Annotated in this window: 11 protein-coding genes; 3 read left to right on the top strand and 8 right to left on the bottom strand. The window is 50.4% G+C overall.

Features of this window, described 5'->3' with window-relative positions:
* The coding region (locus tag JIN82_RS03665) for an integrase core domain-containing protein (RefSeq protein WP_200310085.1) at positions 1 to 297 on the top strand (297 nt) is incomplete at its 5' end.
* A 354-nt stretch (positions 298 to 651) separates the two neighbouring features.
* Here the strand turns inward: JIN82_RS03665 and serS are convergent.
* Together serS and JIN82_RS03655 are read right to left on the bottom strand one after the other, a co-directional pair.
* On the bottom strand, positions 652 to 1,920 hold the full coding sequence (gene serS, locus JIN82_RS03660; protein WP_200310287.1) for a serine--tRNA ligase: 1,269 nt from the start codon (positions 1,918 to 1,920) through the stop codon (positions 652 to 654).
* A gap of 127 nt (positions 1,921 to 2,047) precedes the next feature.
* Positions 2,048 to 5,092, bottom strand: coding sequence for a DEAD/DEAH box helicase (locus JIN82_RS03655; RefSeq protein WP_200310286.1), 3,045 nt, complete (start codon positions 5,090 to 5,092; stop codon positions 2,048 to 2,050).
* Positions 5,093 to 5,264: 172 nt separating this feature from the next.
* On the opposite strand from JIN82_RS03655, the gene JIN82_RS03650 reads away from it, so the two are divergent.
* On the top strand, positions 5,265 to 6,032 hold the full coding sequence (locus tag JIN82_RS03650) for a ParA family protein (protein WP_200310285.1): 768 nt from the start codon (positions 5,265 to 5,267) through the stop codon (positions 6,030 to 6,032).
* 5 nt (positions 6,033 to 6,037) lie between these two features.
* Here the strand turns inward: JIN82_RS03650 and JIN82_RS03645 are convergent, their stop codons facing one another.
* From JIN82_RS03645 to JIN82_RS03620, 6 genes are all read right to left on the bottom strand, one after another.
* Positions 6,038 to 7,312 carry a valine--pyruvate transaminase gene (locus JIN82_RS03645; RefSeq protein WP_234041751.1) on the bottom strand — a complete coding sequence of 425 codons (1,275 nt, stop codon included), beginning with the start codon at positions 7,310 to 7,312 and terminating at the stop codon, positions 6,038 to 6,040.
* 137 nt (positions 7,313 to 7,449) lie between these two features.
* Positions 7,450 to 7,944 carry an SH3 domain-containing protein gene (locus tag JIN82_RS03640; RefSeq protein WP_200310284.1) on the bottom strand — a complete coding sequence of 165 codons (495 nt, stop codon included), beginning with the start codon at positions 7,942 to 7,944 and terminating at the stop codon, positions 7,450 to 7,452.
* A gap of 558 nt (positions 7,945 to 8,502) precedes the next feature.
* Positions 8,503 to 10,842 (bottom strand): serine/threonine protein kinase, encoded by a 2,340-nt coding sequence (locus JIN82_RS03635; RefSeq protein ID WP_200310283.1) that lies wholly within the window; start codon positions 10,840 to 10,842, stop codon positions 8,503 to 8,505.
* Between the two features lie 16 nt (positions 10,843 to 10,858).
* A complete protein-coding gene (locus JIN82_RS03630) occupies positions 10,859 to 11,590 on the bottom strand; it encodes an RNA polymerase sigma factor (protein WP_200310282.1) in 732 nt (243 codons plus the stop codon).
* 43 nt (positions 11,591 to 11,633) lie between these two features.
* Positions 11,634 to 12,506, bottom strand: a complete 873-nt coding sequence (locus JIN82_RS03625; protein ID WP_200310281.1) for an SDR family oxidoreductase — start codon at positions 12,504 to 12,506, stop codon at positions 11,634 to 11,636.
* 9 nt (positions 12,507 to 12,515) lie between these two features.
* The gene (locus tag JIN82_RS03620) at positions 12,516 to 12,836 is read right to left on the bottom strand and encodes a hypothetical protein (RefSeq protein WP_200310280.1); all 321 of its coding nucleotides are present in this window, start codon (positions 12,834 to 12,836) and stop codon (positions 12,516 to 12,518) included.
* Between the two features lie 135 nt (positions 12,837 to 12,971).
* Between JIN82_RS03620 and JIN82_RS03615 the strand changes: the two genes are divergently transcribed.
* Positions 12,972 to 13,538 carry a DUF1802 family protein gene (locus tag JIN82_RS03615; protein WP_200310279.1) on the top strand — a complete coding sequence of 189 codons (567 nt, stop codon included), beginning with the start codon at positions 12,972 to 12,974 and terminating at the stop codon, positions 13,536 to 13,538.
* Positions 13,539 to 13,549 lie beyond the last annotated feature (11 nt).

Genomic DNA, 13,549 nt, shown 5'->3' with positions numbered 1-13,549 from the left:
GGCAGCCAGTACACAAGCTGCAAACTACGTAAGTTACTCGGAGATCATAAGTTCAAGCAGTCGATGTCAGCCAAAGGAAACTGCTACGACAATGCAACATGTGAGAGTTTTTTCGGCTCACTTAAAGCAGAACTACTTCCTAGCTGTGGCTATTTCGCAAGCAGAGAACTAGCTCGCAAAGCTATTTTTGAGTACATTGAGGGCTTTTATAACACCTACAGACGCCACTCATCACTGGGCTATATATCGCCATTTGAGTACCTCAAAAAACAAAATCAGGTTGCTCTAGCAGCCTAATTCAACTAAAAAAATTAAAGGAGACTTGCTGTACGAAATTTGAGGGGAAGATCACGCTGATCTTTCTCTCAAATTTCGTACAGTAAACCTCCTCTGATTTTTATCGTCGAATGAGTCAGCTAGAGCTATCAGGTTAGCCTGCTCATGAAGCAATAAGTAATTTGCTAACGATAGCTGCCAGTTGATGTAGTTGGTGGCTAATAATTTTAAGCACCGGCCACTAGTGGTCGGTGCTTTTTTTCGCTAGAAATCTCAGAGGAAGTTATGCGGGGCATCTTTTGTGCAATAAAAAAGCACCGAGCCAGCTGGCTCGGTGCTTTTTGAAATGGATGGTTTCCAGCTGGCTGGAAATTTCTAGCGGATCTCTTCGGCGCGGAAGTAAGGAACTAGGGCTTCAGGGATTTTCACAGATCCATCAGCTTGCTGGTATTGCTCTAGCAGAGCAACGTAGAGGCGAGGAAGTGCGGTGCCGCTGCCGTTGAGTGTGTGGCAGAATTGGTTTTTGCCATCTTCATCTTTGTAGCGCAGGCGCATGCGGCGTGCCTGATAGTCACCGAAGTTAGAGCATGATGAAACTTCTAGGTACTTGCCTTGTCCTGGTGCCCATACTTCGATGTCGTAGGTGCGTTCAGCTGAGAAGCCGATGTCGCCAGTGCAGAGCTCGATCACACGGTAGTGCAGGCCGAGTTTTTGCAGGATAGCTTCAGCGTGGCCAGTTAGTTCTTCGAGTACAGCGGCTGACTCGGCAGGATTGACGATCTGCACGAGTTCCACTTTATCAAACTGGTGGGTGCGGATGATGCCTTTGTTATCACGGCCTGCGCTGCCTGCTTCACGGCGGAAACATGGAGTGTGAGCGGTGAGTTTGACAGGAAGTTGGTCTTGCTGCAGCAATGTCTCACGGTAAATGTTAGTGACTGGCACCTCGGCAGTAGGAGCGAGGAACATGCTATTTTCCTCGATGCCGTACATGTCGTCTTCAAACTTTGGCAGCTGACCAGTTCCCTCCATACATTCGCGGCGAATGATGTGAGGAACGTTGAGTTCTTCGTAGCCGTGTTCTTCTGTTTGAGTATCTAGCAAGAAGCTGATGAGCGCGCGCTCGAGGCGGGCACCTTTGCCTCGGTAGAGGGCAAAACCAGATCCTGTGATGCGAGCAGCAGCTTCGAAATCGATGAGCCCAAGCTCTGTAGCAATCTCTAAGTGATCTTTAGCATTTTCCACCGCAGGCTTTTCACCCCATACGCGGATCTCTGGGTTAGAGTCTTCGTCGGCGCCTACTGGGCAGCCGTCGTGCGGTAGGTTAGGAATGTTGAGCAGCAGCTCAGTTTGGCGTGTGCCAGCTGTCTCAGAGTCGACATCGAGAGCCTTGATTTTTTCACCAATGGCTTTCACCTCGGCTTCAATGGCTGAGCTGTCTTCACCTTTCGAGCGCAGCATGCCGATTTGTTTGGAAATCTGCTTGCGCTGACTTTGCAGCTGTTGCTTTTCAGTTTCGGCGGCGCGGCGAGCTTCGTCGCAGCGAAGGACCTCATCAATGAGCAAGTGAGCTTCACCACCGCGGGTGGCAAGGCGCTCTTTGATGGCTTCAGCATTCTCTCGGATGGCTTTGATATCGAGCATGACGCGGCGAGTTTTAGTGGAGAATTTGCAATTTTCAATGCAAATCTGCTCGCCGGTGTGCCAGCTGGACGATCCAGCTGACTAGTAGATGCTAACAATCACACTTGGTCCATCCAGCTAGGCACGGCTAGCCGATGAGTGACTCAAGGTCTTGCTCGCTGAGGCCAGTCATCATCGGTTTATTTTCGTCACCAATGGTAGCATCTATCACCGCGCGTTTCTTCTCCTGTAATTTGAGAATTTTCTCCTCAACGGTACCCCGTGTGGCGAAGCGATAGATGGTGGCTGGTTTGGTCTGGCCGATACGGTGAATCCGATCAGCCGCTTGAGCTTCTACGGCTGGGTTCCACCATGGATCAAATAATACCACTGTGTCTGCTGCCGTTAGGTTGAGACCGTAGCCACCGGCTTTCAAGCTGATGAGGAAAACTGGCGGACCGTCTGATTTTTGGAATCGTTTGACGGCGGCATCGCGATCACGTGTGGCTCCATCTAGGTAGCAATAGTCGATGTCTTGGCTGTCTAACGCGTCGCGGATGAGGCCAAGCATGGAGGTGAACTGGCTAAAGACGATCACCCGGTGGTCACCTGCTTGAGCTTCTTCTAGCAGCTCAAGGAGGCGGGTGAGTTTGGCTGATGATTGGGCGAGCTCTAGTTCGAGGTTTTTATCTAGCAGGCGCAGGTCACAGCAGCTCTGGCGCAGTCGCAGCAAGGTGGTAAGCATGGCCATGCGGCGAGCTCCCTGGCTGGCTGATTTTTTCATTTCGTCAATCTTGGCATTACCGCTGCGCAGGATTTCCTGATAGGTTTGGCGCTGGCTATCACTAGGTTCACACCAAATGACAGATTCGATTTTGGCTGGTAGATCTTTGGCGACCACATCTTTAGTGCGGCGCATCATGAATGGCTCGGTGCGCCAGCGTAAGCGCTGCATCAGTTGTGGGTCGGCATTCTCACCGCTGCAGGGTTTTTCATAGCGTTCGCGGAAGTCTTTTTGCGCGCCTAGATAGCCTGGTAGGAGGAATTGATAGATTGACCATAAATCACGAAGACCATTTTCAATCGGAGTACCTGATAGGGCGACGCGTGAGCTGGCTGATACTTTGCGCACGGCTTTGGCAATTTGTGTATCTGGGTTGCGGATCAGGCTGGCCTCGTCCAGTGCGATGGTGGAAAATTCTATCTCTTGGTATTGTTTGATGTCGCGGGCTAGCAATGCGTAGCTGGTAATGACGAGCTGGGCGCTTTCTATCAGCTCAAAGTTTGCTTTGCGTTTTGGCCCGTGCATGACGATGACATCAAGCTCTGGGGTAAAGCGTGCTGACTCATCTCGCCAGTTGGCTAACAAGGAGGAAGGGCAAACGATGAGCGCTGGTTTTTGCTGATCTTTCTGCATTTGCCAGAGCTGGATGAAGCTCAGTGTTTGAATGGTTTTTCCCAGACCCATGTCGTCGGCTAACAAAGCAGCGCCATCGCTAGTGGCTTTTTGGTAGAGCCACTCGACACCTTGTTTCTGGTAGTCTCGCAGGGTGGATTCTAGCTGGCTTGGTAGAGCAGGGACAGCCACTTCAGGTGTCTCAGATTTGCCAGTGTAGTGGGCTTTCAAACTGCGCAGGTAGGCAGCTTGGTTTTTTGCGACGATAAAATGTCCGTCTTCTTGTTCGGGGGCGGTGTCGTAGAGCAGTGCGTCCATTGTTTGGGCGTCAAACTCTGATAGCACGGCTTGTTTGCCATTAGCGAGTTTCACACTGCGCTGACCCATCTGCAACATGCGGCGAATTTGTTCGCGGTCAATTTGGCTGCCGTCGCTAGATTGCCAGTTGCAATCAAAGGCTAGCCAGTCTTCACCGCTTCCTTGGAAGTCGATGTTAGGAGTAATTCTAGCTAGTTTGCTATTGATGTTAGCCAACCTCTCGTGGAACTCAACTTGCCATGATTTTTCTAACTCAGGCAGGGTGGAGGTGAGAAAGACCATGGTTTCGTTCTCTCCTCGCAGCACAAAGTTGCCAGCACTATCTATCAGCTGGAAACCAGCTGCCAGTAGTTGAGCGCGGGCGACGAGCTCGGCGTCATCATTGGCGGTGAGCCAATCAGTATCGCTAGCGCTGATAGGGAATTGTCCGCGTTTTGATTTCGGATTGCCAATCTGTACGCGTTTGCCTTCAGGGTAATTGGCGTAAAGCCTAGCCTGCAGCGCGCGAGTTGAGCCTTCTAGCAGGAGGTGGAATGTCGGCTGGGCGGCTGATACTTTGAGCCCGCCAAGGTCATCGGGCAGCTGGAATACCATCTGCAGCGCGTCCGCCATTTGCAGGAATTGTGCGGTAGGAATCGGCACTGAGTTTCCTTTCGCGAGCTGCTGTAGTGATTGGTCGTTGCTGTCGCCTTGGCCTGCTTGTTGTTCGTTGACGAGCAATGATTGTTGTGCCGCATCCCAGACGACTAACTGGCTATCAAAAAAGTAAATGGCATCGTGGGCGTGGTCAGCCAGCTGGATCTGAGTTAGCTGCTTGGCATGGCTCAGCTCGACGGGGATTCTGATGAGGCTTTGCCTGATAGATAGTGGCTGGTCGCCAGCGGTGAGGCGTGGGTGATCTACCAGAGCTGGCAGCAGGCTGGCGATCAATGAGGCGTTGAGAGCGAGGATTGGGGGCGCTTTTGTGCTGCCGGTATTTTTATGAAGCCAGCTGGCTAGAGCGAGATCCGCTGGGTGGAGTTCGGCGTTACTGGCTGGAGCGATACGTATATTGACTGATTTTTTGTGTAAGGCGGCGCTCAGGTTGGGTGGAAATGTGAGTTGAAGCGGGGAGAAATCACCCGGAACGATAGCTGGCTGGCTGGTTTTTGCTGCTGGCGACGAGTCTTTCTTTGGGCTCGCTGGCTTTTTTGCAGCGCTTTCATTTCCCCAAAGACAGCTAAGCATGAGGGCGACGGCATGTTCACAGAGCGCTCCGGTTGACCGACTGATCGGGCAGGAGCAGGAGTTTTTTATTGAGAAAGGACCTTTGACATCTACTACAAGGCGCATCTTTTTGTTAGCTACCTTGCGGAATCCCTGAAACAAGTTGCCTTTGCGGGTGCAGTCGAATACAGAGTTCTGTTTGGCGATGAGCCGGCCAGCTTTGAGCGCTTTCCAGCCAGCTGATTTGCCAATCCATTCTTCGGTGATTTCCATGCAGTGAATGTGATTTTACATATTTGTGAATCAAGTCTGAAGTGAGAATCTCGACTGGAAATTAGCTTAGCTGGCTGAATATTAGCGATTTGTGAGAAAATATGAGAAGATGATAAACTTTGAGCTTTTAGAAGTGGCCCTGCATGAGGCATGTTGTGGCGGCTGAATACCTATGAAAGTCGTTGCCATAGCCAACCAAAAAGGAGGAGTGGGGAAAACCACCACCTCAATCAATTTGTCTGCTGCCCTAGCTGCTAGGGGTAAGAGGGTGTTACTTATTGATTTAGATCCTCAGGCGAACGCTACAAGTGGGCTTGGACTGGAGCCTGATGGCGAAGGATCAATGTATCATCCGCTGATAGGCACTGCGCGCGTCGCGGATAAAATCATCGATTCTGGCCAGCGCAAGCTGAGTGTCATTCCATCTGATATGGATCTAGCTGGCGTGGAGATCGAGATGGCCCGCATGGATGACCATCTTACTCGCTTAGGTAAAGTTGTTAGCCAGCTGAAAGAGGATGATCAGTTTGATTTTTGTATCATAGATACACCGCCATCACTGGGTGTGCTGATGACCTCGGCTCTGGCTGCCGCGGATGAAATTCTCATCCCATTGCAGTGTGAGTGGTTTGGTCTGGAAGGGCTTGCCAAGATTGTTCAAGTGATCGAGCAGATCCGCGATTCTGGTGCCAATGAAGGGCTGATGTTAGAAGGTATTGTGATGACGATGTTTGATTCACGCACCAATCTATCTCATCAGGTGGTAGAAGAGGTGAGGAACTATTTCCCTGAGCAGATCTATAAATCAGTGATTCCTAGGTCGATCCGTATCGGTGAAGCGCCTAGCCACGGCAAGACGATCTTCCAACATGACCCTTATGGCCATGGCGCCAAGGCATACAGAGCGATGGCGAACGAGTTCATTCGCCGCCACCGTTAGTTTTTCTAGCGAGCTTGAGCATAGGCTCGCCCGACTTCCTCAGCGATGATGCGGATGCCGTCTTTGACGGTCGCTTCATCCATGGTGAATGTCATGCGCAGGCACTCGTGTTGGTGCTGCCAGTCGCTGTGCTCGAGACCAAAGAAAAAGTAGTGGCCTGAGATAATGAGCACGCCGCGTTTTTTGAGTCTTTCGTAGAGTTCCGCAGAGCTGATAGGTAGGCCTTCAAACCACAGCCAGAGGAAGAGCGCGCCTTCACTGAGGTGGATGCGATATGGTGTTTGCTCATCAAAGGCCTCGTGAACCCATTGTTGGGCGAGCTTGGATTTCTCTAGGTAAAATGGCTGTACGATCTGTTTGCTCAGCTGGAGGATTTCTCCACTGCGCATGAGTGGCTCTAAGAGCGCCTGGCCAATGTTGCTGTTAGCTAAGCCAATGACGGCGGTCATCGAGGTGATGGCGGCGGCTGTTTGTTCGTCGGCTATGATGATGCCGGTGCGCGTGCCTGGCAGGCCTAACTTAGATAAGCTGAGTGTGAGAATGATGTTTTCGTTCCACACTGGGTTAGCTTCGCTAAAGATGATGTTAGGAAACGGCGCACCGTAGGCGTTATCGATAATCAGCGGGATGTTATTTTCTTCAGCCAGCTTTGCGAGTTTAGCAATTTCATTGTCCGTTAGGACGTTTCCAGTTGGGTTTGTTGGGCGGGAAACGCAGATGGCTGCAGTGTTTTGCTTAATTTCTAGCTGGTCGAAATCAACGCGGTATTTGAATTGGTGTTTGCCAATAGTTTCTATCTTCGGCGGTGTGGCGCGGAAAAATGACTCGCTTACGGATTGGTTAGCGTAGCCAATGTACTCGGGAACGAGAGGCAGAAGGATCTCTTTGGTGCTGCCGTCAGCGTGTTTTCCAGCTAGCAGGTTAAAGAGAAAGAAGAATGCGCTTTGCCCACCGTTAGTGACGGCGAGGTTTTTCTCGGTGATATTCCAGCCGAAATTTTCGCGCAGGATTTTTGCCAGTGCGGCGAGGAATGCTGGTTTGCCACGTGGTGGATCGTAGTTACAGAGCATGCTATCGAGCTCAGCAGGCGCCTCGAGGATTTCTTCCATTCTGCGCCGCCAGATAGCATTCATCTCAGGGATATGAGCTGGCTGGCCACCACCTAGCATTTTTACCTCATCACCACCTGATGCCAGCGCGTGGCCAAGGTCGTCCATCAGCTCTTCAATGCCGCTGCCTTGCCCTAGTTGCTCGCCAAAGATGGAATATTGCCTGCTCATGATCGACTAGCTTTGTCTTGGATTGGCCTAATCTTCAACCCAAATCATGGCAATCTATGGTCGCTTCGTAGCAAAATAAAAACCGCAGATCCACGAGGAGCTGCGGTTTTGGTGAAATGGGATCAATCAGCGATTGGCTATTCGAGTCCGTCGCCAGGGTTGATGGTAGATGGCGGCTCGATAGATGGGATTTCTGGATCAGGAATAGACTCAGGACTGCTGATTGGAGAACTAGGCTCTGTGACGACTCCTGGAGTGATAGGAACTTCGCGAGTTGACCTTTGATCCATGAGCATGAAGGCTGGAATGAAGCCGACTTCGCCGCTGGCTAGCTCCACTCTGGCGTATTCTTTTTTCAGAGAAATCACTTTTGCGCTGGTGCCAACAGGCAGTGTTTTGGTCGGTTGATCTGCCTGTGCTGGGAAATTCTTAAAGAACGCTGCGTTAGAGACGTTAGTTTGCACAAATGACCCTGGGGTAAAGGCTGGAGTGCTGACGATTGGAGGTGTGTTGCCGGAGCCTGGTGGGTCTAGTGGGTTAGAGCTGCCATCGAGTGGCTGATTGAAAGACTCACAGCTGGTAAGGGCGCTCGCTGCGATTGCTAGAGCAGATATGCGGAAGAAGTTATTCATAGATGAGGTCGTTAGTTTCCTATAATGTTCACTTTGGAAGCGAACCCCAGATAGGGCAAGCTAAAATGATATAATAACAAGTCAGCGGAGTGGCTAGATGGGAAGAAAAGAGCCAGTAATGTCTAATCGTTAGTTGTAGCTGGAGCGAGTTGTCGTACGCGCATCTACAAAACATGGGGGCACAGAGGATGGGGGGCAAAAAAAGGGGAATCAAATCGTGGCGGCTGGAGGGAAGGGGAGCTGTCTAGCATTAAGAGGGCATGTGTGGGCATGTAATGCTAGATGAATCAGCTTCACGAATGAAGTGGTGTCTGGAGGATTATTGGGGGGGATCCGTAGTTACACGGAATGGGGGAGGGGAGCAGAAGGCCTAACGCCGGCTTGTCGGGTCCTTCTGCGAAGCATCTTTGGAGGGAAAAATGCTAGGGGAGAGGTTTGTTGGAGGATGGAGGAGGTGTGTCGTGGGGTTCTATTCCGATTGGGGGGTCCTGAAGACTCACGACCGTCTTCATATACCCAAACGCAAAGGAATGCCGCGTGTTACCAAATATGTGACAATTATTTTGAGATTTGTAAAAACGGCCAAACGGCTGTTTTGTTTTCGCTGGTTCTAATGCCAGCAGCTGAGTCTTTTTTGCTTAACTCGAGGTCGGTGATAATGCCTTTAAAATCAGGGGATTCCGCGATCTTGTGACGGTATTGCATTGACCAAATGTTGAGAAAACTCACCGGCTCGTTGAGCTGAGTTCTTTTTTGCGCCGTATATAAATAAAAGCTACTGCGGGAAAATTTTAGTTGTTCGATTTGCCCCTCAATGTCGATTGGCGGTCCGTGTGGTTCGCCAGTCATCGAGTTCCAAAACTTAATTTTCGAGTCATTGGTATGGGCGGTGGCTATCACTGAGCCAAAGCGCGAGAAACTAAATAGAAGGTCGCCGGTGGATTTTCCATCATTGGCTGCTGTGTGGCGGATGACCTTAGGGCTCAGGGTTGCCTCGAGGCATTCGTAGACGTAGAGAGTTTGATCCGGGGTGACGGCAGTTAGGTGCTTGTTATTGTCGGAGAGGTAGATGGTGGCAATATCGGCTGGCGCGTCGATCACGGTACACTTTTCGCCAGTCTCTAAGTCGAAAATAGAAATTTGTTTGTGTTCCTTGAGGTAGGCGATGCCAGTAGCGCTGGAGTTGATGGTGAAGCCAGCTGCGCTAACATGTTGATCAATATTCTGCGCTGGTGTGCTTGGCGTGATGAAATATAAATCGCCAGATTTTGTCAGAAAGAGAGTGGAGCCGTTATGGCGCGAGCTGATGATTTCGCTGATCCTTTCGTCGTTAGAATCTTGCCAGAGTTTAATTTGAGTCATTAGCTCGTCGATCCATTCGCTAGCTGGGTGCTCACTAGGATCCCAGAAACCTGTGAAATGGAATTGCACACCATCAAGGTCAAAGCGCGTTTTTCCATCCGAGGATAAGATGTGATCCTCCACAGTGAAGAGGATGTTTGGATCAGCTGGCTTCAGGTCGTATTGTTTGCGGTGCCAGGCATTAAATGCTGCTGCTGCCATTCCCACATCTTGGTTTTTTGAATAAAAAGTCACTGCGCGATCGAGGCGCTCGCCGGCCTGATCATTCAATTCAAATTCCATCAGTGTGCGCGCGTGATCTAATGACTCGATAGAGGCGACTTCATGAAGGTTGTTGATATACCTGCTGAGCTGGCGGTTTTTGTTGAATTCTTGGTTGAGTTCTTGAACCGTTTTCTCTTTTGGCGCTACTGCCTTGAGCGCTAATATGTAGGTTGTGATAGTTGTTCCCAGCAAGGTGACCATCACCATTGATAGAGTGATTACCGCTGCTAGGTTTCGCGAGAGGAACTTGCGCGTGCGGTAAATCCACGAAGGCGGGCCCGCGCTGATAGGCTGATTAGATAGAAATCGAGTGAGATCTAGATTGAGCTCAGATACCGTTTGGTAACGGTCATCTCGTTTTTTCGCAATAGCCTTCCAGGCTAACCAATCAAGCTCTTTGAGCCGGTTGCGTTCGGTTCTGCCATAGATGCCGTCTGGCGTGAATGACGAGAGTGATGGTGGGGCAAATTCGTCAATGGCGTCGAGTTTGTCCTTCCAGCTATGCGCTTTCTGCAAGGTTTCGCGAAATAGCGACTTGGTGCTGAGCATCGAGTAGAGAATGCAACCTAGAGAATAGACGTCAGAGCGAATGTCGATGTTAGCTTCTCCAGCCAGCTGCTCGGGGCTCATGAACTCAGGCGTTCCCATCAGCTGGACATCTAAGGTGACTTCGCGGCCAACTGAGACAGGCCCTTCAAAAACACGGGCAACACCAAAATCAATGACTTTGGGCAGCGAGTCTTCGTTATTGATAAGGATGTTAGTTGGCTTGAGATCGCGGTGAATGACGCCGCGAATATGCGCGTGTTCCACCGCATCACAGATCTTTTGGAAAACAATGAGTCGCTGCGCTAGAGTTGGCTTTTTTTGTTGGATCCACTCCATCAAGGTTAAACCTTGAACGAGCTCCATGACATAAAATGGTAGACCTTCGTCGGTCTCGCCAGATTCGTAAATTCTAGCAATTCCAGGGTGCTCTAGCAGTGCTAGCGTCTGGACTTCTTCAGCAAAGCGTGAACGCGTGGCCTTAGCCATCGCTTCCATCTTGAGCACCTTCATCGCCACGCTGCGATGCACTGGCTCTGTTTGCTCAGCTTGATAGACTAACCCGAATCCCCCCTCGCCAATGACGTCGAGGATTTCAAAACCCGGAATATTAAGTGAATCCTCAGCCTGATCACCTGCAAAGAATGCAGAGAATGTGCAGTGTGGACAATTTAACGAATCGCTAGGGATTTCATTTCCACAGATATCACAGGTTTCGTTGGGCATGGTAGAAATGATAGAGTTAGGACCAGAGGCTCATGAAGTAGTTAAGCTCATCTTCGAACTCTTCGCGAGTGGTCACTGTTTGCATGATTTCATCTTCTAGCAGGTGGCGGTATCTCTTGCGTACACGATACAGGGCAATGCGGAAATTGCTGCTAGTCATGCCCAAGGTTTCGATGGCTTCTTGGCGCAGTTTAGGATCTTCACCGCCGGAGAGCATGGTCTTCATGTATTTGAAATGAAGGCCTTTGCCTGAATGAGCCATCTCGTGTTCAAGCCTCTGCATCGCACGTTCCATAAGGTTGAGCGCCCAGCGGCGTTCGAATTGTTTGTCTGGCTCTTGCTCGTGGTTCTCATCGATGTCGTGGCCAAACTCTATGCCTACGTGCTCGGCATTGCTACCGCGTTTTTGCGCGTTTTGTTTGCGCCATTGGTCGGTGATGAAATGCTTCACCGAGCGCATCAGATAGGCGCGCAGTTTTCCCTTGGTATTATCTGGGAGGCCGGCACCTTTTTTCTCTAGCATGTGAACAAAAAATGCCTGGGTCGTTTCGTCCGGGTCATTGACGCCACGCGCTTTGACATAGGCATTGATAGGCTTCCAGTAGGATCGGCACCACTGATCTAATGCATCGCCTGCATCGTCGCTATCTGATCTAGCGGTTAGGATGACGCTCCATCGCGTATCTGGAAAATCATCCGTATAGGCGGATGATTTAATCTCTGTTTTTGGATCGGATTCGTCAGGCATGTAAATTGGTTCAGTAATTCGGTAAAGCTAAACACTAGCACCATCATCTACGAAACACATGCAAAAAATCGCGAGCCGCTAGATTCCACGGTCTTGGTTTGATATTAAATTCATCCTCAATGCGTTGTGTTCGCATAACTGTATGTATAGGTCTGGTCGCCGTGAAGCTCACCATTTCGTCGAGCATTTGCTTGCGAACTCCCACTTCCTCGGGCAATAAATCCAGCTGCTTTGCTTGCTTGATGATTTCGCTAGCGTAGCTGTGCCACGACTGCGCGTCGCCAGAGTTACAGAGGTGATAGATTCCAGCGGCCTCATTCTCTAGCAGTGTGAGACTCCAGTCGACGAGGTCAACCGTGTAGGTTGGTAGAGAGAACTTATTGGCAATGGCTGCCAGCGGTTTTCCTTGTTGAGCAGAATCTAGCACAAAATCAAAAAAGCTGGTTTTGCCTGGGCCAAATAACCACGAAACTCTGGCAATGATGGCGGCTGGGTTAGCGGCTAAAATGGCGCGCTCGCCATCAAGTTTTGATTGTCCGTAAACATTGATAGGCTCAGGCACAACCGACTCATCGAGGTAGCCAGATTGCTGGCCGGAAAAGACATAATCTGTGCTGTAGTGGAGAAATTTCCGTTGGTTTTGATGGCAGAATTTAGCCATTTCAGCGGGGCTTTGCGCATTACAGCGAGCAGCTAGCTGAGGATTATTCTCACATTCATCGGGGCTGGAGAGCGCCGCCGTATTGATGAGACAATCAAAGGGGATCTCACTGAGTTGTTGGGGGATTTTAGCTGGTTGGCTCAGGTCTAGCAGCTGGCGATCCAGAGCGACGAGCTGATAACCAGGCGTGGCATTGATCTTGCGCATCCACTGGTTTCCCAGCCTGCCTGTTGGGCCTGTGAGTGCGATGCGCATGATTCTTTGTTAGCCAATGAACAGCTCGTCATCCATGTCGGCTTCGAGCAGTTCAAGGTCAGCTGCATCAGCACCACTATCGCGGATAGAGCGAAGTGTTCTGCGTGATCCACGGCGTGAGTTAGGACCGTTGATTAGGTCAACCACGGTGTCTACTACGCTTGGCATTAAAGCAACGGCTCCGAGGCAAACCAAACCCAAAGCAAGTGGTTTGCGTGATTCGTTTTTCACCAACTCGCCGATAGCGACTCCTGCAGCCGCGCCTAGTAATGTAGGTGCCAGTGATGCGCTAGTATTGGTCCAATCTTTAGGTTTGGTTTCGGATTGCATGGGAATCAACTTAGCGCTGAACCGACTGATTAGAAAGAGAAAAAGCAAGGCCAGCTGGCAATCAGGGGAGTTTTTTTCTCCTTGTATAGATCTCAAACTTGCATCTTAGCGGGGGACGTGGCAAGCATCGCTATCATGATCGCATTCAAGGAATGGGCCCGCGTCTGCCGTGCATTGGAGCATGGCGAGCAAGTATTGATGTTTCGCAAAGGCGGAATTCATGAAGGACGTGAGGGGTTTTCCTTCAAACACGAAGCATTCTACCTCTTTCCCACTCATTTCCATAGCAAAGCCGAGCACCTGAAAGTTCAGGATGGTGTCAGCCAGCCGGAATGGAAGATTGGTGATGAAGTCGAGATCACTAGCTTTGCTCACCTAGAGTGGGCCCGCACATTGACTGATTGGCAGCAGGTGTGTCAGCTGGATGATTATCACATTTATACGGAGAAATGCCTGCGTGAGCGCTTCGACTGGACATTCAAAGAACTTTCCGGCCAAAGCATTCACTGTGCATTAGCCCGAGTCGTTAGGTTGGATGTTCCTCACCGTTTTCGTTATGAAAAAAGCCACGGCGGATGTCGTTCTTGGGTGGAGATTCCCGAGCGCTCAAATCCAGCTGATAAGTGGGCTGGCGAGCAGGTGATAGACCCTGTGATGTTTGGCAAAATCAATGCCGACGTCCACCTGCGCTTGGGCATCTGAGCCATCTAATG

The organism is Persicirhabdus sediminis (assembly GCF_016595495.1).
GTDB lineage: Bacteria > Verrucomicrobiota > Verrucomicrobiia > Verrucomicrobiales > Akkermansiaceae > Persicirhabdus > Persicirhabdus sediminis.
The sequence above is the reverse complement of the archived record's forward strand: the minus strand, read 5'-3'. Positions and strand labels throughout refer to the sequence as shown.